This is a genomic window from Microbacterium sp. che218 (assembly GCF_040436305.1).
In the GTDB taxonomy this organism is placed as follows: domain Bacteria; phylum Actinomycetota; class Actinomycetes; order Actinomycetales; family Microbacteriaceae; genus Microbacterium; species Microbacterium algihabitans.
In genome coordinates this window covers 1924387-1948181 of the sequence record NZ_AP031501.1, presented here as the reverse complement: position 1 = coordinate 1948181, position 23795 = coordinate 1924387, and the positions used below count along the sequence as shown (strand labels likewise).

Below are 23795 nucleotides of genomic sequence, written 5' to 3'. Positions count from 1 at the left end.
GGAAGGAACCCGAACCATGTCCGACGCCCGAGCCTTCCCCGAGGGCTTCCTCTTCGGTGCTGCCACGGCGGCCTACCAGATCGAGGGGGCGGCGTTCGAAGACGGTCGCGCCGCGTCGATCTGGGACGCCTTCAGCCGTGTCCCCGATGCCGTGATCAACGCCGACAACGGCGATGTCGCGTGCGATCACTACCACCGCTACGCCGGCGACGTGCAGCTGATGAAGCAGCTCGGCCTGCAGACCTACCGCTTCTCGACGTCGTGGTCTCGCGTGCGCCCCGACGGCGGCGCGCTCAACCCGAAGGGCGTCGACTTCTACAAGCGACTCGTCGACGAACTGCTGGGCGCCGGCATCCTGCCCTGGCTGACGCTCTACCACTGGGATCTGCCGCAGGCGCTGCAGGATCGTGGCGGCTGGACCGTGCGCGAGACGGCCGAGCGCTTCACCGAGTACGCGCTCGACATGCACGACGCCCTGGGCGACCGCGTCGACGTGTGGACCACGCTGAACGAGCCGTGGTGCTCGTCGTTCCTCAGTTACACCGCGGGCGCGCACGCCCCGGGCCACTACTCGCAGGCCGAGGGCATGCTCGCCGCGCACCACCTGCTGCTCGGACACGGCCAGACCGTGCGGGAGCTGCGCGCGCGCGACGCCTCGCTCAATCTGGGGATCACGCTGAATCTCACGGTGGCGGATGCCGTCGACCCGGCCGACCCCGCCGACCTCGACGCCGCGCGGCGCATCGACGGGCAGTTCAACCGCTGGTTCCTCGACCCGGTGTTCCGCGGCACCTACCCGGCCGACATCATCAAGGACTTCCGCGATACCGACGCCGAGGCCGTCGCGCGCTGGCAGGAGGCAGTGCAGCCCGGCGACCTCGACGTCATCTCGACGCCCATCGACTCGCTCGGCGTGAACTACTACCACGGCGAGTTCGTGGGCGGCACGCCGCCCGAGGTGGACCCGCCCGCCGGCGATGCTCCCACCCCGCGCCCGATCGGCAAGCCGTTCCCCGCGAGCGAGAACCTGTACTGGCACGACCGCGGCCTCTCGCGCACGAACATGGGCTGGGAGGTGCAGCCCGAGGGGCTCACACGCCTGCTCGAGCGCGTGAGCGACGAGTACGCGGCCGAGGCCGGTGTGGCGCTGTACGTCACCGAGAACGGCGCCTCGTACGACGACGAGCCGGTCACCGATGCGGGCGAGACCCGCGTGCACGACGCCGATCGCGTCGAGTTCGTCGAGGCGCACCTGGGAGCGGTGCTGGATGCCGTGGACAAGGGCGTCGACGTGCGCGGCTACTTCTACTGGTCGCTCATGGACAACTTCGAATGGGCCTGGGGCTACGCCAAGCGCTTCGGCATCGTCTACGTCGACTACGCCACGCAGGAGCGCACGATCAAGGACTCGGGCCGCGCCTACGCGCGGGTCATCGCGCAGCGCGCGCTGGAGACGGCCGTCGTCCGCTGAGTCGTATGAGCGAGGGCCCGGCCACCCGCCCAGGGAGCCGGGCCCTCGTCGTTCGCGGCAGCCGCTCCACCGAGGCGATCCGACCCACGCGCGTGGTCGAGCGTCGTAGACATACGGTGTAAGTTTGGCCTGTTCCCGTACCCCGGGTGTCGCTGCACACAGCGCTCTCGCCCGCAGTACGCTCGCACTATCGCGCGACCGGTCCCCGCCGGCACCCGCGCCGAAGCCGTCTCACCGGCCCCCGAAGGAGGGAAGCGTTGGATCTCGCACCCGCGCGGGGCGCCGCCACGATCGAAGAGGTCGCCGCGCGCGCCGGAGTGTCGCGCTCGACCGTGTCGCGCGTCGTCAACGGCTCCACCGCCGTCTCGCCCTCGGCCCTCGACGCCGTCCGACGGGCGATCGACGAGCTGCAGTACGTGCCCAACCGCGCGGCGCGTTCGCTCGCGAGCAGGCAGACCCGCGCCATCGCGCTGGTGATCCCCGAGCAGACCGACCGCTTCTTCGGCGACCCGTTCTTCGCCTCGATCGTCGCGGGCATCGGCGAGGTGATCGGCGAGTCCGACTACATCATGAACATGCTGATCGCGAGCGACGACGCCAGCGCCAAGGCGCTCGGCTACCTGCGCAGCGGCAGCGTCGACGGCGCGATCGTCGCCTCGCACCACACCAGCGACACCTTCCTCGACCGGGTGGCAGACGTCGTGCCGGTCGTCTACGGCGGACGCCCCGCGCGCATCCGCGCCGACGACTACTACGTCGACGTCGACAACGTCGAGGGCGGCCGGCTCGCGACGGACTACCTTCTCGAGCGCGGGCACCGGCGCATCGCCACGATCTCGGGACCGCCCGACATGCCCGCCGGCATCGACCGGCTCAAGGGCTTCCGCGCCGCGATGGCCGATGCCGGTGTGACCCCCGCCGCCGTCGAGAACGGCGACTTCACCGAGTCGGGCGGCGCGAGCGCCATGACCCGCATCCTCGCGGCGGGCGAGAGGCCCGACGCCCTCTTCGTCGCGAGCGACCTGATGGCGCGCGGCGCCTACGAGGTGCTGCGCGAGAAGGGCCTCGAGCCCGGTCGCGACATCGCCGTGATCGGCTTCGACGACTCGGCCGTGTCGACGGCGGTCTCGCCGGCGCTGACCACCGTCCGTCAGCCCTCGCTCACGCAGGGGCGGCACATGGCATCCGTTCTGCTCGACATCCTCGCCGGGCGTCCCGCCGTGCATGCCACGATCCTCCCCACAGAGGTCATCGAGCGCGCATCGGCGTGAACGATCACGCCCACTCGGCGGTGTCGGGCTCGATGCCGTGCGTGCGAGCGCTCGCCTCGATCGCGTCGCGCAGCCATGCGGCCAGGCCCGGACGCTCGCGGTCGTAGTGCGCGGTGAACCGGTCGTCGGCGACGTACATGCGCCCGAGGTGCACGTGCATCTGCCGCGAGACCGGGTAGAACGCCGACAGGGCCTCGCGGTGACGCTCGACGAGGGCCCCCGCGGCGGCGTCATCGGGGCGGATGCCGGCGGCCATCGCCGCACCCAGCTCGGCCTCCACCGCGGCCAGCGTCGACGTGACCGCGGCCCAGTCCGCCGCTCCCCGAGAGGCGGAGCGCTCGGCCGCCTGCTGCCACTGCGGCGACGAGCCGTGGGCGTCGCGCGCCTCGGCCGGCCAGTCGGTGTTCCAGGCGGGGCCGAAGACCGCCCTCTGCTCGTCGGGCGAGAGCAGCACGCCGCGCTCCTGGGCCCCGATCATGCGTCCGAGGTCGTCGTCGAGCTCGCGCAGCTGGTCGATCCGCTGCGCGAGCTGCGCCCGCTGCACCCGCAGCTGCGCCGAGACGTCGTCGCCGGGCTCGTCGAGCACTGCGCGGATGGCCTCGAGATCCAGCCCCAGTTCGCGGTACACCACGATGCGGCGCAGGCGTTCGAGGTCGGCATCCGTGTACAAGCGATAACCGGCGGCCGAACGCGCGGCCGGACGGGCCAACCCGATCTCATCCCAGTGGTGCAGGGTCCGCACCGTCAGCCCGAGCTGCGCAGCGGTCTCGCCGACCGGCAGCCCCTCTCGTGTCATGTCGTTCATCATGCCGACAAGGCTGCGCCCTCACGTCGCGTGAGGGTCAAGCCGTCCGTCACGAGAACAGGAGATGTCACGAGGACAGGCGGCTCCGGCGGCAATCGTCCTGTTCCGGGCGCGGAGCCTGTTCTCGTGACGTCGCTCGGCGCGGCAGCTGCTCAGCGGGCGTCGGGCAACGGCCGCTGGTACACGTCGGGGATGTCGTCGCCGTCGGCATCCACCTCTTCGTCCTGCTCCAACTGCTTGTAGCGGCGGTTGCGTACGAGGAGCACGGCGGAAGCGAAGACGGATGCCAGGAGCGAGGCCGCCATGATCGCGATCTTCGCGTCGTCGGTGTGCGGGGAGCCCGCGGGGAAGCTCAGCTCGGCGATCAGCAGGGACACGGTGAACCCGATGCCGGCGAGCAGGCCGACCCCGGCGAGGTCGATCCACTTGAGCGCCGGGTCGAGGCGCACCTTCGTCACGAGGGTGAGCACGCGCACGCCGAGCAGGATGCCGATCGGCTTTCCGAGAACGAGACCGGCGACGACGCCGATGGTCACGGGGTCGGCGAGCGCCCGCATGATGCCCTCGCCCCCGCCGACGGCCACACCCGCGGCGAAGAACGCGAAGATCGGCACCGCGATGCCGCTCGACAGCGGGCGGAAGCGGTGCTCGAACTGCTCGGCGAGGTCCATGCCGTGGTGCTCGGGCTGACGCCGCGAGCCGGCGACGGGGATGGTGAAGGCGAGCGCCACACCGGCGATCGTGGCGTGCACGCCCGACGCGTGCAGGAACGCCCACGCGGCGAAGCCGATCGGCAGCAGCACGACCCACGCGCCCCACGCGTGGCGCGAGAACCAGGCCCGCGCCCGGTGGGCGATGACGCCGTAGATCACGACGAGCGCCGCGAACACGGCCAGGGGCAGTAGCGAGATGTCGCTGGTGTAGAAGATCGCGATGATCGCGATGGCGATGAGGTCGTCGACCACCGCGAGGGTCAGCAGGAAGATGCGCAGGGGCCCGGGCAGGTGCGAGCCGACGAGCGCGAGCACGGCGACGGCGAACGCGATGTCGGTCGCGGTGGGGATCGCCCATCCGGCCAGCAGGCTCGGCTGCGTGTGCACCACCGCGACGTAGATGAGCGCGGGAACGGCGACGCCCGCGAACGCCGCCGTGACCGGGACGATCGCGGTGCCGAAGCGGCGGAGGCTGCCGCTGACGATCTCGCGCTTGAGCTCGAGGCCCACCATGAAGAAGAACACCGCGAGCAGACCGTCGGCCGCCCACGTACCGAGGCTCAGATCGAGGTGCCACGGCTCGTAGCCGATGCGGAAGTCGCGCAGCGCGAAGTAGGCGTCGGACGCGGGGGAGTTCGCCCACATGATCGCGACGATCGCGGCGACGACGAGCAGCATGCCGCCGACGGATTCGCGGCGGAGCAGCGTCGTGACGCGGTGGACTTCGCGGTAGCCCGGCCAGCTCGGCGCGCGGGTGGTGTCGTGGCTCATGAGGCCTCCTGAGGGGTCGATCGACGAAATGTCGACCAGACTTCCCGACGCACCGAGACCCAGTTTACCGCGACCTCGCGAAGCGAGCTGCCGGGTGGTGGGGCCGCTCGCTCACGGCCGGGCGGTGCGGCGGAACGCGATCACACCGCGTGCCGAGCCGAGGGCGTCGGTGCGGCCGTGGGCGAAGTGCCCCCACGCCGTGCGCACCAGCACGCCGGTGCGATCGAGGTCGGAGGCGGTCGCGCCGGCGTAGGGGGCGAGACCGGATGCCACGTCCTCGGAGCCGAAGACGAAGGGAACCTCGATCGCGTGCGAGGAGCCGAACGCATTGCGCGGCGCCCGCCAGCGGAACGTGAAACGCACGACCTCGCCGCCGGCGCGCTCGTACGCGCGCGCGAAGGCGCGCGCCGGACCGCTGTAGACCCAGGTGGTGAGTGCGCGGTCGACGAGGGCGACCGCCAGAGGACCGAGCAGGGGGACCCTCGACACTCTGTTCAGAGCGGGGACGAGGGGCAGGAACAGGCGCGCCTCGTGAGCGGTCGTTCCGATCAGCAGGGGGATGCCGGGTGCGACATCCGCCCATCGCTCGCGCATCGCGTTCTCGTTCGGCAGGGGATCCTGACCCGCCTGCGGCCCGAATGCCATCAAGGCCACCGGGCTCTTCTGCGCCGCCCGGGCCACCGCCGCCTGTGCCACGGCGAGGTCGAGGTCACCGCCGTCAACGAGGGTCTCGTCGAGGGCGGCGTTCATCGCCGCGCCGATCCCGGCCCGCCCGCGGATGGTGCGCAGGGGAGCGCTCTGCACGATCGCTCGCGAGAACAGCGAAGCGGCTCCATCGGTCGCCATGAGGTGCAGCACGGCATCCGCCCCCGCCGACTGCCCGAAGGCCGTCACCCGTGCCGGGTCGCCCCCGAAGGCGGCGATGTTGGCCTGCACCCACCGGAAGGCCGCGAGCTGGTCCAGGAGCCCGAGGTTGGCGGGTCGTTCGACACCGTCGCCGACGTAGCCGAGGACGCCGAGCCGGTAGGTGACGGTGACGACGATCACGCGCTCCTGCAGGACGAGCGAGCGGGGGTCGTACAGGGGCAGATCGCCCGCTCCGCTGACGTACGACCCGCCGTGGATCCAGACCATGACGGGCAGGGGCTCGTCGGCGGCACCGTGATCGGCGGGGAGGGTGACGGTCAAGCGCTGGCAGTGCTCGCTCTGGGGAAGTCCGCCGGTCTGATCGCCGATGACCTCGAGCGCCTCGGTGGGCACCTGGGGGCAGGCGGGAGACGCCTCGAAGGCGGGGAACGGATCGCTCCCCAGGTGCGAGAGCGCGCGCGGCTTCTCGAACCGGTCCGCGTGCGCGTAGGGCACGCCGGCGGCGCGCACGATGTCACCGTCGACGACGGCTTCGATGTCGCCGACGGATGTCGTGAAGACGCGGGTGCGCCGGTCGTCGGATGTCATGTCCCCGTGTGCGACCGAGCCGTCAGCTCGGGTCGCCGCCCAGAGGGCCGACCGCGGGGATCGGCCCGCCGTCGTCGGCGCCGGTCTTGCGGGCGCGGGCGATCGCGTTGCCGAGGTGGTAGATCAGCAGCGCCGCGACCGAGCCGAGCACGATGGCACCGAGCTGGAAGTCACCCCACTTCATCGTGAACCCGGCGATCGCGAGCACCAGCGCGACGGCGCCGGTGTACTGGTTGACCGGGCGCGAGAAGTCGACGCGGTTGTCGACCCAGATCTTGATGCCGATGATGCCGATCAGGCCGTACAGCGCGGTCGTGACGCCGCCGAGCACGCCCGGCGGGATGGTGTTGAACACCGCACCGACCTTGGGCGAGAGGCTCAGCACGATCGCGGTGAGACCGGCGACCCAGTACACCGCGGTCGAGTACACGCGGGTCGCGGCCATGACGCCGATGTTCTCGCCGTAGGTGGTGGTTCCCGAGCCGCCGAAGGTTCCCGCGAGCGTCGTGGCGACACCGTCGGCGATGAGGGCGCGACCGGTGGAGCGGTTGGCCGTGGCATCCGTCATCGCCGCCACACCCCGCACGTGACCGACGTTCTCGGCCACGAGCACCAGCACGACGGGGAGGAACATCGCGATGACCGACCAGGTGGCGGGCTTCGTGAAGTCGGCGAACTGGAAGGTCGGCAGGCCCACCCAGGGCGCCTGGGCGACGGCGTCGAAGTCGATGAGCATCTCACCCGAGACGGCCTGGATGATCACGGTCGCGACGTAGCCCACGATCACGCCGAGGAAGATCGAGATGCGCCCGAGGAAGCCGCGGAACAGCACGCTGAACAGGATCACCGCGACCAGGGTGATCGTGCCCGGCAGGGGCTGGAGCTGGAAGTTCGACCACGCGACGGGCGCCAGGTTGAAGCCGATCAGGGCGACGATCGCGCCAGCGACCACCGGCGGCATGACCTTGTCGACCCAGCCGAGGCCGGCGAACTGCACGATGACGCCGATGACGGCGAGAAGCACACCCACGGCGACGATGCCCGCGAGCGCCGAGCCCGTGCCGGCCATGGTCGTGGCGGCGGTGATCGGCGCGATGAACGCGAACGACGACCCCAGGTAGCTGGGGAGGCGGTTCTTCGTCACGAGCAGGAACAGCAGGGTGCCCACGCCCGAGAACAGCAGCGTCGTCGACACCGGGAAGCCGGTGAGCACGGGCACGAGGAAGGTCGCGCCGAACATCGCGATGACGTGCTGGAGGCCGATCGCGATCGTCGCGCCCCAGTTCAGGCGCTCGCCGGGGGCGACGACGGCCCCGGGCTCGACCGTGCGGCCGTTGCCGTGCAGCTTCCAGCGGAACATGTGTCTCCTTGAGAGGGGGCCCTTCGACAAGCTCAGGGACCGGTTGCGGTTGCGGTGAGGCTGTCGAAGCCTCCGCGGGCGCGGGTCAGGCGCCGGTGAGCAGGCCGAGCAGCGTCGCGTAGCGCTCGCGCGTGCGCTCGACGATCTCGTCGGGAAGGAGGGGCGGCTCGCCCTGCTTGTCCCAGTTCTGTGTCAGCCAGTTACGCACGATCTGCTTGTCGAAGCTCGCCATCCGCTCGGCGGGGGTGGATCCGGTGCGCCAGGCCTCGGCGTCCCAGTAGCGCGAGGAGTCGGAGGTGAGCACCTCGTCGGCGAGGGTCAGCACGCCCTCGGCGTCGAAGCCGAACTCGAACTTGGTGTCGGCCAGGATCAGGCCGTGCGCTTCGGCGGTCGCGGCGGCGCGGCGGTAGATCTCGAGCGAGAGGTCGCGCAAGGCGGCGGCGGTCTCGGCACCGACGAGCTCGACCGAACGCTCGAAGGTGATGTTCTCGTCGTGCTCGCCCATCGGCGCCTTGAAGGCGGGCGTGTAGAGGGGCTCGGGGAGGCGGTCGCCGTCATTCAGGCCCTCGGGCAGACGGATGCCGCACACCGTGCCCTCCGCCTGATACTCGGCCCAACCCGAGCCGGTGAGATAGCCGCGCACGACGCACTCGATCGGCTGCATGTCGAGCGAGCGGACGAGCATCGCGCGCCCCCGCACGGCATCCGGGATCAACGACACCGGGTCGTCGCCCCGCAGCGCGTGATCGGCCGCCAGATGGTTCGGGATCGCCCGACCGCCGTCGGCTCCGGCGAGCTGGTCGAACCACCACAGGCTCAGCGTGGTCAGCAGTTCGCCCTTGCCCGGGATGCCGGGGGAGAGCACGTGGTCGAACGCGCTCACGCGGTCGCTCGCCACGACGAGGAGGTGCGCGGGGGTGGCGTCTGCGGCGGTGTCGGCGGGGACGTAGAGGTCGCGCACCTTGCCGGAATAGACGTGGCGCCAGCCGGGGATCTCGAGCAGGGGAGCGGTGGTCACCCGCTCATTATCGCGGGTGCGACCCGCCGCCCACGACGGCGCGGAAGGCTGATTCTGTCACAACGCGTGCGGCGACGCCTGCCCCCCGAGTGCGGCGAACCCCTTGACTACCCTCGGAGGAATGACCGATGACGCCCCCCGAAACTCGGTAGCCATCGACCCCCACGCGGGGAGTAGGCACTCCACCATCCGCGGCTGGGTCTTCTGGCCCGCCGCCGCCATCGCACTCGCCTTCATCGCGTTCGCGATGCTCTTCCCGACCGCCGCCGAAGCCACCTTCGGCGCCGTGCAGACCTTCATCGTCTCGGCGTTCAACTGGTACTACGTGCTGATCGCCGCGTTCTTCGTCGTCTTCGCCCTCGCGATGGGCTTCAGCCGCTTCGGCAACATCAAGCTCGGTCAGGACGACGACGAGCCCGAGTTCTCGACGATGTCGTGGTTCTCGCTGCTGTTCGCCGCGGGCATGGGCATCGGTCTCGTCTTCTACGGCGTGAGCGAGCCCCTCAGCCACTTCATCGAGCCGCGGCCCGGCGTGGAGGGCACTCCCAACCAGCTCGCTCAGCAGGCGATGTCGCAGACGTTCCTGCACTGGGGCGTGCACGCGTGGTCGATCTACGTCGTGCTCGGTCTCGCCCTCGCCTACGCGTTCCACCGCCGTCGTCGCCCGCGCACCATCCGCTGGGCGCTCGAGCCGATCCTGGGCGCGCGCCTCGTGCAGGGCGGCTGGGGCAACGCGATCGACGTCGCGGCGCTCGTCGGCACGCTCTTCGGCGTGGCCACCTCGCTCGGCCTCGGTGTCATCCAGATCAGCGCGGGCCTCGACTACCTGGGCGTCGTCTCGCCGTCGGTGATCAGCCAGGCGATCATCGTCGGCATCATCACCGGCTTCGTGCTGTTCTCGGTGCTGTCGGGCGTGGGCAAGGGCATGAAGTGGCTGTCGAACATCAACCTCGTGCTCGCGGGACTGCTCATGCTGTTCCTTCTGTTCGTCGGCCCCACCGAGTTCCTGCTCCGCGACGTCGTGCAGTCGATCGGCAACTACATCCAGAACTTCGTCAGCCTGTCGTTCACGACCAGCGCCTACTCCGGTGAAGAGGGCGTCGCCTGGCAGGGCACGTGGACCGCGTTCTACTGGGGCTGGTGGATCTCGTGGGCCCCCTTCGTCGGCATCTTCATCGCGCGCATCTCGCGCGGTCGCACCGTGCGCGAGTTCGTCGTCGGCGTGATCCTCGTGCCCACGCTCGTCGGCATCCTGTGGTTCACGGTGCTGGGAGGCACGGCCATCTACGGCGAGCTGACCGGCACGGTGCAACTCGTCGGCGCCGACGGGGCGGTCAATGTCTCGACGGCGCTGTTCCAGATGCTGCAGAGCGTGCCCGGGTCGGTCGTGATCTCGGTGGGCTTCCTGATCCTCATCGGTATCTTCTTCGTCACCTCGGCTGACTCCGGCGCTCTGGTCATGGGCATGATCGCCACCGGCGGCGAAGAGGAGCCCAAGCGGTGGGTGCGCGTCTTCTTCACGCTCGCGACCTCGCTCATCGCTTTCGCCCTGCTGCTGGCGGGTGGACTTCAGGCCCTGCAGACCGCGGCGATCAGCATCGCCCTGCCGTTCAGCGTCGTGCTGCTCGCGATCTGCTGGGCCACCGTCGTGGCGTTCCGGCGCGAGATGAAGGCCTACGACAAGGCCGAGCGAGCGCAGCTGCGCGATTCGATCGGCGAGCACTACGGACTCGAGGTCGAGGAGCCCAACCAGCGCGGGATCTTCGGCATCCCCACCCGCTGGCGCCACCGACGGGCGGTCGCGGCGCAGGCCGAGGCGCGCGAAGAGGCTCGAGCGGAGGCGGAGAAGGCTCCCGAGACGGTCTCGGGCGACTCGCCGTCGGCCTGAGCCCCGGCATCCGGAACGCTCTCCGAACACGCCGCGTCCGCACCGGGCGCGGCGTGTTCCGCGTCGGGCGCAAGCCCTCCGTCCCGACGACCACCCGGGCGTTGACTGTGCGCGGCGGCGGCGGTGCGATACGCGATGTTCACCCGCGCGAGTTCGCCCCGAGCGCCGAGAAGGCGTATAGTCCACGTGGACTAGTCGAAACGGACCATGAGGAGGACGGATGCCGGAGCCCAGCCGTCTCACCCCGGTCGCCGTGATGATCCTGGCGACACTGCGCGAAGGCGACATGCACACCTACGAGCTCGTCCGGCTGCTCAAGGAGCGTCGCGACGATCGCCTCGTGCCCCTGCAGAAGGGCACGATCTACCACACGGTCGCGCGCCTCGAGAGGGACGGTCTGCTGGCCGAGGTGGGCGTCGACCGCGACGGCAACCGCCCCGAACGCACCACGTACACGATCCGGGATGCCGGCCATCGGGCCGTCGAAGAGTGGGTGCGCGCCGAGCTGCCCCAGATCGATCGCCCGAGCGACTTCCGCGTCGCCCTGTCGGAGGCCCACAATCTGGACCGCGCCGAGGTGGTCGACCTGCTGGATGCCCGCCGCGCCCTGCTCCTCGACTCTCTCGACGAGCACCGCGCCGGACTCGCGAACGCGGCCGAGCGCGAGACCCCCGAACAATTTCTCGTCGAGCTGCAGCGGCAGTCCGCTCTGCTCGACGCCGAACTCGCGTGGCAGGACTCTCTGCGTGCGCGCCTCGCCGATCGCTCCCTCGCCTGGGGCATCGCCGAAATCCCCGAACACATCAAGAAGAAGCACCGCGTCTCAAAGGAGACCACCCCATGACCGACTCCCGCGCCGCCTCCGCGGCCTCCACCCGCACCGGGTCGCACAAGACCACCGAACGCAGCCCCTGGCCGGCCCTCTGGGCCCTGGTCATCGGGTTCTTCATGATCCTGGTCGACACCACGATCGTCTCGGTGGCGAACCCCGCCATCAAGGCGGCGCTCGACCCGAACACCAACAACCTCGACAACGTCGTGTGGGTCACCAGCGCCTACCTGCTCACCTACGCGGTCCCCCTGCTGATCACCGGGCGCCTCGGCGACCGCTTCGGGCCCAAGAACGTCTACCTCACGGGTCTCGCGATCTTCACGATCGCCTCGCTCGCGTGCGGACTCGCCCCCTCGCTCGAGATGCTCATCGTCGCCCGCGCCGTGCAGGGCCTCGGCGCCGCGCTCATGACGCCGCAGACCATGGCCGTCATCACCCGCACCTTCCCGCCGCAGAACCGCGGTGCGGCCATGGGCCTGTGGGGTGCCACCGCCGGTGTCGCGACCCTCGTCGGCCCCCTGGCCGGCGGCCTGCTCGTCGACGGCCTCGGGTGGGAGTGGATCTTCTTCATCAACATCCCCGTCGGCATCATCGGCTTCATCGCCGCGGTGATCCTCGTGCCGCAGCTGCCGAAGACCGCTCACAAGTTCGACATCCTCGGGGTGATCCTGAGCGCCGTGGGCCTCTTCCTCATCGTCTTCGGCCTGCAGGAGGGCGAGCACTACTCCTGGGCGACGTGGATCTGGGTCATGGTCGCCGCCGGTGTCGTCGTGATGGGCGTGTTCATCTGGACGCAGGCGCGCAGCAAGGGCGAGCCTCTCGTGCCCCTCGACCTGTTCCGCGAGCGCAACTTCTCGGTCGCCAACCTCGCGATCGCGACGGTCGGCTTCACCGTGACGAGCATGGCGCTGCCGCAGATGTTCTACCTGCAGCTCGCGCGGGGTCTGACCCCCACCGAGTCGGCGCTGCTGCTCATCCCGCTCGCGATCATCTCGGGGGTGCTGGCACCCTTCGCGGGCAAGCTCCTCGACCGCACCGACCCGCGCTTCCTGCTCGTCCCGGGCTTGCTGCTCGTGGGCGGATCGCTCGGCATCTACCTCGCGCTCATCCTCAACGACGCGCCGATCTGGGCGTTCCTCATCCCCTCAGTCCTCATGGGCGTCGGCAACGCCGGAATGTGGGGCCCGCTCGCCACCACCGCGACGCGCAACCTGCCGCCGCGTCAGGCGGGCGCCGGTGCCGGCATCTACAACACCACCCGCACCGTCGGATCGGTCATCGGCTCGGCATCCATCGCCGCGTTCATGCAGGCGCGCCTCGAAGCGAACCTGCCCGGTGCCGCCGACGCGTCGGCGAGCTTCGGCTCGGGTGCGCTGCCGCCGCAGGTGGTCGCGGGCTTCTCGACGGCCATGGGCGAGTCGCTGATCCTGCCGATCTGCGTCATCGCCGTCGGTCTCGTCGCGGTGCTGTTCATGAAGCGCCCCTCGGTGATCCGCCCGCATGGCGCCCCGCGCGATGCGGCACCCGCGCAGCAGGCGGCCCAGGCCGCCCCGGCGGCCGCGGGGGAGTAACCCGCACGGTCGAACGCCGTCGTTCCCTGGTCAGGGGGCGGCGGCGTTTCGCGTGTATGGGACGTCGGGCGTGGCGCTCGCGGCCGCGGGGGAGGAGATTCGCGTCGCGGCACCCGGCCGACGCGGAAATTGGGGGCGCGTCGGCCGGGCGGTCTCGGAGTCCGCAAAGGCGGCACATGAATAAGACGGGGTGACGGGCAGTTTCGTCACGCCGGCTTCGTGATCCGATCGCGAAATCCGTCCCCGGCGCTCGGGTGAGCGCGGGCCGAGCACGTTCGTCGAGCGCGCGGGGCGCTGCGGAGGGGATTCGGCGAGGGGAGGACGGATGCCGCGGCGGCGGTCCTCCGCTCCCCGAAACTCCTCCGCCGGCGCAGGCTGTCAGCGGGGACTGCTCACGCGGTCCGCCGCTCGCAGGCGATCGCGCCGACGGGGCGCTCGCCGCGGGTCGAGCGCGTGTGCGTCTCGGTCACGTCGAACCCGGCCGCATCGAGGCGGTCGGCGAGAGCCTCGTCCGGCCAGCGCCACGCGGGAGCGACGGCGTGAGCGAACGGCTCGAGAGTCGCGCCGACGAAGAAGCCGAGCAACAGCGTGCCGCCCGGCCGCAGGACCCGCGCGAACTCGCGCAGCGGGGTGCCGATGTCGGCCGGCGCATGGTGGATGGTCGAGAACCACGACACGACGCCGGCCAGAGCGGCATCCGGAATCTCGAGGGCGTCGATGCTGCCCAGATCGAACCGGATGCGGGGATGCGCCGCCCGCGCGTGCGCCACGAACCGCGGCGCGAGGTCGACGCCCCGCACGTCGAGGCCGAGTCCGCCGAGGTGCGCGGTCCAGTGCCCCGGGCCGCAGCCGGCGTCGAGGACCGGTCCCTCCACCGCCCGGGCCCACATGTCGACGATGCGGCGGTCGACGGGGTGCACGGCATCCATCGACCCGAGGGCGGCGATGTACTCGTCGGCCCGGGCGTCGTACGCGGTCGAACTCATCGGTCGAGGCTATGGCGTGATCTCGTCGACGAAGCCGCGGGCCTCGGCGATCAGGGCGGCCCATCGGTCGGGTCCAGCCGTGATCGTCACCTCGGCCCACTCGCGCATCGGTCGCCCCCGCATGACCATCGGCTCGGCGTCGCCCGCGGCGGCGAGGTCGCCGACCCGCTTCTCGGGCAGCTTCACCACCAACGAGCCGTTGTGGACGACGAAGGCGTAGACCTTGGCGCGGATGCGGAGTCCTTCGGTGCCGAACATCCGCCCGATGTCGACGCCGGGCAACGCGCATTCGCGCTCGGCGATCGGGTCGAAGATCGCTCGACCGCGTTCCATGGCGTCCCTGTCGACCATGGCCCACACGTTAGCGGCGCACGCGCCGACGACGCACGCAGAATCGGTGAACCTGGCAGTTGGTCGCCAATAGCTCCGAATAATCCTATGGACCAGCTGAGTGCCACATACTTCGAGAACCGGAGATCATGCGTCGTCGACGTTCGCTTATGCCTCTTCGTCATCAGACAGGGGCCTCCATGGCCACGTCCCGCAACATCCGCCCTCTCACTCTGGCCGTCACCGGCGTCGGCCTCGCTGCACTTCTGGGGGCCGGGTTGATCTCCCAGGCTTCCGCCGCCACCGTCGCCGACGGGCCCATCGACCTCGGCACGGCAATCGACTACGGCGTGTTGGGCGCCAGCGCCGTCACCAACACCGGTCCCACGGTCGTCAACGGCGACCTCGGCATCGCTCCCGGCACATCGATCACCGGCTTCGGTGGTCTGCCCAACGGCGTCGTCAACGGAACGGTGCACCAGACCGACGCCGTCGCCGTGCAGGCGCAGCGCGACGCGCTGACGGCATACGGCACCGCGGCTTCGCTCACACCGACCCGCACCGGGCTCGCCGAGCTCAACACCCTGTCGCTCTCACCGGGCGTCTACTCGGGCGGGGCGCTCTCGCTGGCCGACACCGGCACCCTGACACTCACGGGTGGCGAGGACTCGGTCTGGGTCTTCCAAGCCGAATCCACTCTGATCATCGGATCGTCGAGCCGCATCGCCATCACCGGCGGAGCGACGGCGTGCAACGTGTTCTGGCAGGTGGGCAGCTCGGCCACCCTCGGAACCGCGGCCGACTTCCAGGGCACCGTTGTCGCCGACCAGTCGGTCACCGTGACCACCGCGGCTGAGGTCGAGGGGCGAGTCATCGCGCTGAACGGGGCTGTGACGCTCGACACCAACACGATCTCCGCAGCCGAAGACTGCCCTCCGCCCGGAACGCCGTCCGGGCCGAGCCCGTCGCCGTCTGAGCCGGGTGCGAGCCCCTCGCCGTCGCCGTCTGAGCCGGGTGCGAGCCCGTCGCCGTCGCCCTCGAGCCCGGGTGCAAGCCCTTCGCCGTCGCCCTCGAGCCCGGGTGCTGGTCCGTCGCCGTCGCCGTCCAACCCGGGCGCGAGCCCGTCTCCGTCCCCGTCTAACCCGGGTGCTGGTCCGTCGCCTTCGCCGTCCAGCCCGGGTGCGAGCCCTTCGCCGTCGCCGTCCAGCCCGGGTGCGAGCCCTTCGCCGTCGCCGTCCAACCCGGGTGCGAGCCCTTCGCCGTCGCCGTCGAGCCCGGGTGCTGGTCCGTCGCCGTCCCCGTCCAACCCGGGTGCGAGCCCGTCGCCGTCTAACCCTGGTGCTGGTCCGTCCCCGTCCCCGTCCAACCCGGGTGCGAGCCCGTCACCGTCTGCGCCGGGTGCGAGCCCGTCACCGTCTAGCCCGGGTGCGAGCCCCTCGCCGTCGCCGTCTCAGCCCGGCGTGAGCCCCTCGGCATCGCCGTCGGTGCCTCCCACCTGGTCGCAGCCGAACAACCCGAGCAGCCCGAGTGGACTCGCCGTGACCGGTACCGACGCCACCGTCGCGCTGGCCCTCGCTGTCGGTCTTCTCGTGGCCGGCCTGACCACCGTGTTCATCGTCCGTCGCCGAGCGCGTCGCTCCTGAGCATCTGAACCGAGACCCCCGGCCCCTGCGGTCGGGGGTCTTCGTCGTGCCGGCGATCGACCGCTCGTCGGGGTCGGTCGCGCCCTCGAAGGCCGCGATGCGAGTCCCCCGCGGGGGCGCTCAGCTTTGGGCGACCCGCGCGGCGATGTCGGTGCGGAACTGCCCGCCCTCGAGGCCGATGCGCTCGAGCCCCGCGTAGGCCGCCTCGCGCGCCTCGGCGAAGGTCGTGCCGGTCGCGACCACGCTCAGCACTCGCCCGCCGGTGGCGACGAGCTCGCCGTCACGTTGAGCCGTGGCCGCGTGAGCGACGTGCACTCCGTCGACCTCTTCGGCCGCGTCGATCCCGGTCAGCACGCGACCGGTGAGGGGCGCCTCGGGGTACCCCTCGCTCGCCAGCACGACCGTCACGGCGGTCGCCTCGGCGAAAGCGGGACGCGGCTGATCCTCGAGCGTGCCCGAGGCCGCCGCCAGCAGAAGGCGGGACAGGGGGTCGATCAGACGCGGCAGCACGACCTGCGTCTCGGGGTCGCCGAAACGGGCGTTGAACTCGATGACCTTCACGCCCTGCTCGGTCAGGATGAGCCCGGCGTAGAGGAGTCCGATGAAGGGGGTGCCCTCGGCATCCATCTGCCGGATCACGGGCTCGGCGATCTCGCGCGTCACGAGGGCGACGAACTCGTCTTCGCCACCGAAGCGCTCGTCGAGCCACGGCAGCGGAGAGTACGCGCCCATGCCGCCGGTGTTGGGCCCCTCGTCGCCGTCGCGGAGGCGCTTGAAGTCCTGCGCGGGGCTGAGGGGGGCGACGTGGTCGCCGTCGCTGAGGAAGAAGAGCGAGACCTCGGGGCCCGAGAGGAACTCCTCGATCAGCACGGCGCCGCTGGGCAGGTAGCTCTCGGCGTGGGCGAGGGCGGCGGCACGGTCGGAGGTCACGATGACGCCCTTGCCCGCGGCCAGCCCGTCGGCCTTGACGACGTAGGGGGCGCCGAACCGGTCGAGGGCGGCTTCGACGGTGGCGCTGTCGTGCGCGCGCACGGCTCCTCCGCTGGGCACGCCCGCGGCATCCATGATGCGCTTCGCGTAGGTCTTCGACCCCTCGAGCTGGGCGGCGGCCTTACCCGGGCCGAACACGGGGATGCCGTGCGCGCGCAGCGGGTCGGCGACGCCGGCGACGAGGGGCGCCTCGGGGCCGACGACGACGAGGTCGATCGCTTCACTCTTGGCGAACTCGAGCACGGCCGTCGGGTTCATCGGGTCGAGGTCGACCAGGTGAGCCTCGCGGGCGATCCCGGCGTTGCCGGGGGCGGCGAAGATAGCGTGCGAGGCCTCCTCCGAACGCAGGGCGAGGATGATGGCGTGCTCGCGCGCGCCCGAACCGAGGACCAGGATTCTCACGCGGTCAGCCTATCGAGCGCGGGTCCGTGCCTTCGCGCCGCGATGCGGAAGGCGCGCACGCTCAGCGATCTGCGTAACCTCAGCCCGCGGCGGTGGGATGCCACGGAGGTTGTGCGAATCGCTGAGCTCGTGCGCGGGTGTCGGCGTGGGGGAGGCGTCACACCCTCAGTCATCTGCGCAACCTCAGCCCGCGGCGGTGGGATGCCACGGAGGTTGTGCGAATCGCCGAGGTTCGCGCGGGCCGCGAGACGCAGACCCCTTCCTGCTCCGCGGGTACCGTGGATGCCATGCCTCCCCGCCGCATCGAGACCGGAGACGGTCGCGCAGCGCTCGCCGCGGTCGCCGCCGGAGACGCCCCGCGCCCCGCGACCGCCACGGCCGTGCGCTACCTGCTGCAGCTGCTCGTCGAGAAGGCCCCGGGCAACTCGGTCGAGATGCGCGTGCCGCCCTTCGGCGCGGTGCAGGTGATCGAAGGCCCCCGGCACACGCGCGGCACTCCGCCCAACGTGGTCGAGACCGACGCCGCGACGTGGATCGCCGTAGCGACGGGCCAAGAGCATTGGGCGGATGCCGTGACCGCCGGCCGCATCGTCGCCTCGGGCGTGCGCGCCGACATCAGCGCGCTGCTGCCGCTGCGGCCGTAGCCCGGGTCGCGGCATCCGCGGCTCTCCGCTGGGTGCACGACCCGCTCGAGATCCCCCCGACGAGCTGGGCAGGATCGCGTGATCTCGAGCGGTGGTCGGGGCAGCGCCGGGGCGACCGCGTCAGCGCCGGACCGGGTCGCCGCCGCCGGCGAGGAAGCGCTCGAGGTCGCGGCGCGTGGGCGCGGCTTCCCAGTCGCCGGGCACGAGACAGGCAATGGCGCCGCAGGCGTTGGCCCGCACGAGGGTGTCGGCCACGTCGAGGCGCTCGAGGTAAGCGCTGAGGTAGCCCGCGACGAACGCGTCGCCCGCGCCGACCGTGTCGAGCGGGTCGATGACGAAGCCCGGAGCCTCGGTGGCGCCGGTCGCCGTGAAGGCGGCGGCCCCGCCCGGGCCGCGCTTGACCACGACGTGCTGCACGCCGGAATCGAGGAGCGACTCCGCGGCATCCGCGCTCATCAGGGTGAACTCCTCGACCCCGCCGAACACGAGGGTCGACAGCGCCGCGATCTCGCGGAGGATCGGGCCCGCGACCTCGGGGGACGCCAGGGCGGAGCGGTAGTTCACGTCGAAGCTGACCGCGACGCCGGCCGCGCGGGCGCGCTCGACGGCCGAGAGCACGGCGGCGCGAGCGGTGTCGGACAGCAGGGGCGTGATGCCCGTGACGTGCAACAGGTCGGCGTCTTCGATCCATCCCGCCGGAACGTCGTCGGGCGAAAGGCGCGAGCCCGCCGAACCGCGGCGGTAGTAGTGCACGGCGGTGGATGCCGCGGAGGGGCGCTCCTTGAGCATCAGGCCGGTCGGCGCCTCGGCGTCGACGATCGCGTGAACGTCGAGTCCTTCTCCGCGCAGCTCCCGCGCGATGCGCTCGCCGAGCGGGTCGTCGCCGACGCGGCCGAGCCACGCGGCGTCGACGCCCAAGCGGCGCAGGCCCACGGCGACGTTGGTCTCGGCGCCCCCGATGCCGAGGGCGAGGCCCGCGACGTGCCGGAGCGAGCCGACCTCGGTCGTGCGGGCGAGCGCCATCGTCTCGCCGAGGGTGACGACGCGGGTCACGCGCTCCGCCCCGCGAGCAGGTCCGACCCCGCGCACACCGCGACGAACCGCTCGGCCCGCTCGCGGAGCGCGCCCAGGTCGCCGCCGCGGAACGCATCGCCGAGCAGCGGACCGCCGACGCTGACTGCCACGGCGCCCGCCGCGAGCCAGGCGGCCGCGCTGTCGGCATCCACCCCTCCCGAGGGGACGACCGCGATGTCGGGGAACGGTCCGCGCAGGTCCTTCAGATAGCCGGGGCCGACCTGACCGGCCGGGAACACCTTCACCGCCGAGGCGCCCGCCGACCACGACGCGAACAGCTCGGTGGGGGTGAGGCCACCGGGGATGATCGGCATGCCCGCGGCGACCGCGTGCTCGACCAGAGCGGTCGAGGTGATCGGGGTGACGACGTAGTCGGCGCCGACGGCGATCGCGCGCTCGAGCTGGTCGAGGTTCGTGACCGTGCCGATGCCGAGGTCGCCGTCGAACGACGCGCGCAGGTCGGCGAAGGCGTCGAAGGTGCCGGGCGTGGTGAGCGTCAGCTCGACGCTCTGCACCCCCGCCTCGGCGAGCGAGGCCAGCACGGGCGCGTACTCCGACGCCGCTGATGCCCGGGCGACGACGACGAGCTTCGACGAGACGGTGCGGGAGGGAAGCTCACCAGTCATGGACGGTCCCATCGAGAAGGCGATTCACGGGCAGGTACGCCTTCGTGTATTCGAAAGCGCCGGCGGCTTCTTCGTCGAGCTCGACGCCGAGGCCGGGCTGGTCGCCCGGGTGCAAGAAGCCCTTGTCGAAGGTGAACGAGGTCTGGAACACCTCGAGGGTCTGCTCGTTGTGCGGCATGTACTCCTGGATGCCGAAGTTGTGGATCGCGAGATCGAGGTGCAGGGCCGCCGCCATGCCGACGGGCGAGATGTCGGTGGGACCGTGGATGCCGGAGCGGATGCCGTAGATCGCGGCGAAGTCGAGGAGCTTCTTCATCGCGGTGATGCCACCGGTGTGGGTCACGGCCGAGCGCACGTAGTCGATCAGCCGCTCGGTGATGAGCGTCTGGTAGTCGTACACGGTGTTGAACACCTCCCCGATCGCGAGCGGCGTGGTCGAGTGCTGGCGGATGAGGCGCAGCGCCGTCTGGTCTTCGCCGGGAGTGGCGTCTTCGAGCCAGAACAGGTCGTAGGGCTCGACGTCCTTCGCGAAGCGCGCGGCCTCGATGGGCGACATGCGGTGGTGGCCGTCGTGCAGGATACGCAGGGCGGTGCCGAACTCCTCGCGGATCTTCGAGAAGACCCCGGGCATGTGGTTGAGGTACTGGCGCGTGTCCCAGGTCTCTTCGGCGGGGCGGTCGCCCGAGCGCTTCGCGGGTTCGTAGTCGTACCGCACGCCCGGGCCCGCGGCCGAGACGCCGTAGATCTGCCCGAGGCCGGGGACGCCCGTCTGCACGCGCACGGCGGTGAAGCCGAGCTCGCGGTATCCGGTGATCGCGTTCGAGAGGGCCTCGACGTCGGTGCCCGAGGCGTGGGCGTAGACGCGCACGCCGTCGCGGCTCGCGCCTCCGAGCAGCTGGTACAGCGGCATCCCGGCCTTCTTGGCCTTGATGTCCCACAGGGCCATGTCGACCGCGGCGATCGCGGCCATGGTCACCGGTCCTCGGCGCCAGTACGCCCCGCGGTAGAGGTACTGCCAGGTGTCTTCGATGCGGTCCTCGTCGCGGCCGATGAGCATCGAGGCGAGGTGTTCGGAGAGGTACGACGCCACAGACAGCTCGCGGCCGTTGAGGGTGGCATCCCCCCATCCGACGATGCCGTCGCTCGTGGTGATCTTGAGGGTGACGAAGTTGCGGCCGGGGCTCGTGACGATGACGTCGACGGAGGCGATGCTCATATGCGGACTTTCTGGCGGAGGGGAGGTGGCGGGTCGAAGTGGGGCGCGATTCGTGGCCCCGGGGCGCTGGATGGGGCAGCGCCGCACACGCGGGGGCGTCGGAGCTGGCCCCGGGGCGTCGAACGTGGACCCGGGGCCACGTTGGGCGCCCCGGGAAGACGCGCGCAGGGGAGGGATGCCGGGCGGGTCCGCCGTCACGAACCCGCCCGGGTGCGGGGCCGCCCGAAGACGAACCCCCGCGGGATCACATCGCGGGGCGAGGATCCCGCAGATCGCGACCGGTCCACTCGGGGGCCACGATCGCGGCGACCAGGGCCGACGCGGTGAAGATGCCCATGAGCACCATGATCGGGATGATGCTGCCGGTGGCGGCGGCCACCCAGGCCGCGGCGACGACGGGGCCGATACCGGTGGCGACGATCGCGGCGACCTCGCGGACGACGGCGGTGAGGGTGTAGCGGTTGCGGGCGCCGAAGATCTCGGGGATCGAGATGTTCTCCATCGACGCCAGGCCCAGCACCGAGATGTTGTGGATCAGGGCGTAGCCGACGAAGATCGCGCCCACATCGCGGGAGTTGATCATCAGCAGCGCCGGCACGATCAGCAGCAGCGACAGCGCCGACATGACGATGTACATGCGGCGGCGGCCGAACTTGTCGCCGAGGAAGCCGACGAGCGGGATGGTGAGGAAGCCGATCAGCGACGAGACGATGACGATCTCGGGACCGACCTCCTTCGAGATGGCGAGGGTGATCGTGATGAACGAGATGAGGTACGTCTGCACGATGCCGGAGTTGCCGGCCTGGCCGAAGCGCAGGAAGAACGACACGAGTACGGCCTTGAGCGGCTTCTTCTGCAGCGACTCGAGCGTGCGGATGTCGTTGGTCTCGGTGGCGACCTTGTGCAGCTCGGCGCGCGAGAGCGCCTTGCCGTCGACGACGTCGGTGCGCTCCTCGAAGACCGGGCTCTCCTTGAGGTTGAAGCGCACCCACAGGGCGAAGAGCATGATGATCGCGCTGCCGATGAAGGGGATGCGCCAGCCCCAGGCGATGACGTCGCTCTCCATCATCACGGCGAGCAGGATCGCCCAGATGCCGGAGGCGAACAGCGTTCCGCAGTTGGTGCCGAGCGCGACGAGCGAGGCGACGACGCCGCGGCGGTTGTCGGGGGCGTACTCGGCGAGCATGACGCCCGCGCCCGAGATCTCGGCGCCGGCGCCGAAGCCCTGGGCGAGGCGCAGCACCACGAGGAGGATCGGGGCCAGGATGCCGACCTGCTCGTAGGTGGGCAGCACGCCGATGAGGGTGGTCGCCGCGCCCATGAGCAGGATCGTGTAGAACAGCACCTGCTTGCGGCCGATCTTGTCGCCGATGCGGGCGAAGAAGAAGGCGCCGACCGGGCGGGCGACGTAGCCCACGCCGTAGGTCGCCATCGCGAGCACGACCGCCATCGCGGCGTCGCCGCCGGCGAAGAAGATCTGGCTGAACACGAGGGCCGCGGCGAGCGAGTACAGCTGGAAGTCCATGAATTCCAGGGCGGTGCCGAGCCAGCCCGAGACAGCGGCGCGGGCGAGGTCGCCGACGGACCGTGTGGCGACGGGCGGCGACGTCGAGGCGTCGACGCCGGGGGCGGATGAGCTGCTCATCGGATTACTCCTTCGTAGGTGATGCGTAGCGGAATCGCTGGGGTGTCGGGGGATGTTCGAGGGGCTTGCTCAGAGAGCGAGCAGGACTTTGGCGGATGCCGAGGAGTCCCGCGCCACGGCGAACGCGCTGACCGCGTCGGCGGCGGGGACGACGTGCGACACGACGGTGTCGAGCGCGTCGGTCGAGGCGAGCATCGCGATGGCGTCGTCGATCTCGCTCGAGAAGCGGAAGGCTCCGCGCAGCGTCAGCTCCTTCGCGAGCATCGGGGCGAGGTTCACCCCGAGCTCGGCATCCGGGAGCATGCCCACCTGCACGACGGTGCCGGCGCGGCGGGCGGCGCGGACGGCCTGCGTGAGGGCCACTCCGACGCCGGAGCACTCGAAGACGACGTCGAACGACTCGTTCTCGATCGTGTCGGTGCCCACGAGGAAGGTCTCGGCCGCACCGAGGGCGCGGGCGCGCTCGAGCGGTTCGGGGCGCACGTCGCTCGCGGCGACCAGCTCGGCTCCCGCGTGCACGGCGGCGGCGGCGACGAGCAGGCCGATGGGGCCGGACCCGATGACGAGCGCGCGCGTGCCGGAGAGGTCGCCCGCGAGGCTCACCGCGTGGATGGCGACGGCGAGCGGCTCGGCGAGGGCGGCGCGCTCGAGCGACAGCCCCTCGGGCAGCACGCGGATCATGTGCTCCTCGACCACGAGCAGCTCGGCGGCTCCACCCTGGCGGTGCGGGAAGCCCGCGGCGCTGCCGAGGTAGTCGCCGCCCGCGCGCAGGTGCGGGCGCTCTTCGAGGCCCGGCACCGAGGGGCCGAAGCGCGCGGGGTGCACGGTGACGGGCGTGCCCGGCGCCAGCCGACCCGAGGGGTCGAGGTCGACCTCGGCCGACAGCTCGTGACCGGGGGTCAGGGGCTCGCGCACCGCGTACTCGCCGTTCTTGCCGTGGAAGTAGTAGTGCAGGTCCGACCCGCAGATGCCGACGTAGCGCACACGCAGCCGCACCTCGCCGTCGCCCGGCTCGGGGGCGGGGCGGTCCTCCCAGCGGATGTCTTCCGCGGCGTGGATCGCGAGAAGCTTCATCGCGTCTCCT

20 protein-coding genes are annotated in these 23795 nt (G+C 71.1%); 7 read left to right on the top strand and 13 right to left on the bottom strand.

All coding sequences use genetic code 11. The features are described 5' to 3' along the window. Positions 1-16: 16 nt before the first annotated feature. Both ABXS86_RS09125 and ABXS86_RS09120 read left to right on the top strand, forming a co-directional pair. On the top strand, positions 17-1471 hold the full coding sequence (locus tag ABXS86_RS09125) for a glycoside hydrolase family 1 protein (RefSeq protein ID WP_353664211.1): 1455 nt from the start codon (positions 17-19) through the stop codon (positions 1469-1471). 257 nt (positions 1472-1728) lie between these two features. Continuing rightward, complete coding sequence (locus ABXS86_RS09120; protein ID WP_307208426.1) at positions 1729-2742, top strand: LacI family DNA-binding transcriptional regulator; 1014 nt, start codon at positions 1729-1731, stop codon at positions 2740-2742. 4 nt (positions 2743-2746) lie between these two features. Here ABXS86_RS09120 and ABXS86_RS09115 read toward each other — a convergent pair whose 3' ends face one another. The 5 genes from ABXS86_RS09115 to ABXS86_RS09095 all read right to left on the bottom strand — a co-directional run bounded on the left by ABXS86_RS09115 (position 2747) and on the right by ABXS86_RS09095 (position 8849). After that, on the bottom strand, positions 2747-3550 hold the full coding sequence (locus tag ABXS86_RS09115; RefSeq protein ID WP_353664210.1) for a MerR family transcriptional regulator: 804 nt from the start codon (positions 3548-3550) through the stop codon (positions 2747-2749). Between the two features lie 149 nt (positions 3551-3699). After that, positions 3700-5031, bottom strand: coding sequence for a Na+/H+ antiporter NhaA (gene nhaA / locus ABXS86_RS09110; RefSeq protein ID WP_353664209.1), 1332 nt, complete (start codon positions 5029-5031; stop codon positions 3700-3702). A 111-nt stretch (positions 5032-5142) separates the two neighbouring features. Then, on the bottom strand, positions 5143-6486 hold the full coding sequence (locus ABXS86_RS09105; RefSeq protein ID WP_353664208.1) for a carboxylesterase family protein: 1344 nt from the start codon (positions 6484-6486) through the stop codon (positions 5143-5145). A 22-nt stretch (positions 6487-6508) separates the two neighbouring features. After that, positions 6509-7846 carry a uracil-xanthine permease family protein gene (locus ABXS86_RS09100; protein ID WP_353664207.1) on the bottom strand — a complete coding sequence of 446 codons (1338 nt, stop codon included), beginning with the start codon at positions 7844-7846 and terminating at the stop codon, positions 6509-6511. Positions 7847-7931: 85 nt separating this feature from the next. Beyond that, entirely contained in the window at positions 7932-8849 is a 918-nt protein-coding gene (locus tag ABXS86_RS09095; RefSeq protein ID WP_409988249.1) for a phosphoribosylaminoimidazolesuccinocarboxamide synthase, read from the bottom strand. Positions 8850-8985: 136 nt separating this feature from the next. Between ABXS86_RS09095 and ABXS86_RS09090 the strand changes: the two genes are divergently transcribed. The 3 genes from ABXS86_RS09090 to ABXS86_RS09080 all read left to right on the top strand — a co-directional run bounded on the left by ABXS86_RS09090 (position 8986) and on the right by ABXS86_RS09080 (position 13155). Continuing rightward, positions 8986-10752, top strand: coding sequence for a BCCT family transporter (locus tag ABXS86_RS09090; protein WP_307208466.1), 1767 nt, complete (start codon positions 8986-8988; stop codon positions 10750-10752). Positions 10753-10972: 220 nt separating this feature from the next. Further along, positions 10973-11596, top strand: coding sequence for a PadR family transcriptional regulator (locus tag ABXS86_RS09085; RefSeq protein WP_353664205.1), 624 nt, complete (start codon positions 10973-10975; stop codon positions 11594-11596). Then, complete coding sequence (locus ABXS86_RS09080; RefSeq protein ID WP_353664204.1) at positions 11593-13155, top strand: MFS transporter; 1563 nt, start codon at positions 11593-11595, stop codon at positions 13153-13155. Before ABXS86_RS09085 ends, ABXS86_RS09080 begins: the two co-directional genes overlap by 4 nt. Positions 13156-13547: 392 nt before the next feature. Here ABXS86_RS09080 and ABXS86_RS09075 read toward each other — a convergent pair whose 3' ends face one another. Together ABXS86_RS09075 and ABXS86_RS09070 are read right to left on the bottom strand one after the other, a co-directional pair. Further along, complete coding sequence (locus ABXS86_RS09075; RefSeq protein ID WP_353664203.1) at positions 13548-14141, bottom strand: class I SAM-dependent methyltransferase; 594 nt, start codon at positions 14139-14141, stop codon at positions 13548-13550. A 9-nt stretch (positions 14142-14150) separates the two neighbouring features. Then, on the bottom strand, positions 14151-14492 hold the full coding sequence (locus ABXS86_RS09070) for a hypothetical protein (protein ID WP_353664202.1): 342 nt from the start codon (positions 14490-14492) through the stop codon (positions 14151-14153). 179 nt (positions 14493-14671) lie between these two features. Between ABXS86_RS09070 and ABXS86_RS09065 the strand changes: the two genes are divergently transcribed. Next, on the top strand, positions 14672-16114 hold the full coding sequence (locus ABXS86_RS09065; RefSeq protein WP_353664201.1) for an ice-binding family protein: 1443 nt from the start codon (positions 14672-14674) through the stop codon (positions 16112-16114). 120 nt (positions 16115-16234) lie between these two features. Here ABXS86_RS09065 and purD read toward each other — a convergent pair whose 3' ends face one another. Further along, positions 16235-17506 (bottom strand): phosphoribosylamine--glycine ligase, encoded by a 1272-nt coding sequence (gene purD / locus ABXS86_RS09060; protein WP_353664200.1) that lies wholly within the window; start codon positions 17504-17506, stop codon positions 16235-16237. A gap of 287 nt (positions 17507-17793) precedes the next feature. Between purD and ABXS86_RS09055 the strand changes: the two genes are divergently transcribed. Beyond that, positions 17794-18150 carry a sterol carrier family protein gene (locus ABXS86_RS09055; protein ID WP_144830284.1) on the top strand — a complete coding sequence of 119 codons (357 nt, stop codon included), beginning with the start codon at positions 17794-17796 and terminating at the stop codon, positions 18148-18150. A gap of 120 nt (positions 18151-18270) precedes the next feature. Here the strand turns inward: ABXS86_RS09055 and ABXS86_RS09050 are convergent, their stop codons facing one another. The 5 genes from ABXS86_RS09050 to ABXS86_RS09030 form a co-directional block, all read right to left on the bottom strand. After that, complete coding sequence (locus tag ABXS86_RS09050) at positions 18271-19203, bottom strand: sugar kinase (protein WP_353664199.1); 933 nt, start codon at positions 19201-19203, stop codon at positions 18271-18273. After that, the gene (locus tag ABXS86_RS09045; RefSeq protein WP_353664198.1) at positions 19200-19850 is read right to left on the bottom strand and encodes a bifunctional 4-hydroxy-2-oxoglutarate aldolase/2-dehydro-3-deoxy-phosphogluconate aldolase; all 651 of its coding nucleotides are present in this window, start codon (positions 19848-19850) and stop codon (positions 19200-19202) included. Before ABXS86_RS09045 ends, ABXS86_RS09050 begins: the two co-directional genes overlap by 4 nt. Continuing rightward, a complete protein-coding gene (manD, locus tag ABXS86_RS09040; protein ID WP_353664197.1) occupies positions 19840-21066 on the bottom strand; it encodes a D-mannonate dehydratase ManD in 1227 nt (408 codons plus the stop codon). Before manD ends, ABXS86_RS09045 begins: the two co-directional genes overlap by 11 nt. A gap of 244 nt (positions 21067-21310) precedes the next feature. Beyond that, entirely contained in the window at positions 21311-22711 is a 1401-nt protein-coding gene (locus ABXS86_RS09035; RefSeq protein ID WP_353664196.1) for an MFS transporter, read from the bottom strand. A gap of 69 nt (positions 22712-22780) precedes the next feature. Beyond that, positions 22781-23785 (bottom strand): zinc-binding dehydrogenase, encoded by a 1005-nt coding sequence (locus tag ABXS86_RS09030; RefSeq protein ID WP_353664195.1) that lies wholly within the window; start codon positions 23783-23785, stop codon positions 22781-22783. Between the last annotated feature and the right edge of the window lie 10 nt (positions 23786-23795).

Coding starts and splice junctions, on each gene's coding strand:
- ABXS86_RS09125 (WP_353664211.1), top strand. CDS start 17: ATGTCCGACGCCCGAGCCTTCCCCGAGGGCTTCCTCTTCGGTGCTGCC.
- ABXS86_RS09115 (WP_353664210.1), bottom strand. CDS start 3,550: ATGATGAACGACATGACACGAGAGGGGCTGCCGGTCGGCGAGACCGCT.
- nhaA (WP_353664209.1), bottom strand. CDS start 5,031: ATGAGCCACGACACCACCCGCGCGCCGAGCTGGCCGGGCTACCGCGAA.
- ABXS86_RS09105 (WP_353664208.1), bottom strand. CDS start 6,486: ATGACATCCGACGACCGGCGCACCCGCGTCTTCACGACATCCGTCGGC.
- ABXS86_RS09100 (WP_353664207.1), bottom strand. CDS start 7,846: ATGTTCCGCTGGAAGCTGCACGGCAACGGCCGCACGGTCGAGCCCGGG.
- ABXS86_RS09090 (WP_307208466.1), top strand. CDS start 8,986: ATGACCGATGACGCCCCCCGAAACTCGGTAGCCATCGACCCCCACGCG.
- ABXS86_RS09085 (WP_353664205.1), top strand. CDS start 10,973: ATGCCGGAGCCCAGCCGTCTCACCCCGGTCGCCGTGATGATCCTGGCG.
- ABXS86_RS09080 (WP_353664204.1), top strand. CDS start 11,593: ATGACCGACTCCCGCGCCGCCTCCGCGGCCTCCACCCGCACCGGGTCG.
- ABXS86_RS09075 (WP_353664203.1), bottom strand. CDS start 14,141: ATGAGTTCGACCGCGTACGACGCCCGGGCCGACGAGTACATCGCCGCC.
- ABXS86_RS09070 (WP_353664202.1), bottom strand. CDS start 14,492: ATGGTCGACAGGGACGCCATGGAACGCGGTCGAGCGATCTTCGACCCG.
- ABXS86_RS09065 (WP_353664201.1), top strand. CDS start 14,672: ATGGCCACGTCCCGCAACATCCGCCCTCTCACTCTGGCCGTCACCGGC.
- ABXS86_RS09055 (WP_144830284.1), top strand. CDS start 17,794: ATGCCTCCCCGCCGCATCGAGACCGGAGACGGTCGCGCAGCGCTCGCC.
- ABXS86_RS09045 (WP_353664198.1), bottom strand. CDS start 19,850: ATGACTGGTGAGCTTCCCTCCCGCACCGTCTCGTCGAAGCTCGTCGTC.
- manD (WP_353664197.1), bottom strand. CDS start 21,066: ATGAGCATCGCCTCCGTCGACGTCATCGTCACGAGCCCCGGCCGCAAC.
- ABXS86_RS09035 (WP_353664196.1), bottom strand. CDS start 22,711: ATGAGCAGCTCATCCGCCCCCGGCGTCGACGCCTCGACGTCGCCGCCC.
- ABXS86_RS09030 (WP_353664195.1), bottom strand. CDS start 23,785: ATGAAGCTTCTCGCGATCCACGCCGCGGAAGACATCCGCTGGGAGGAC.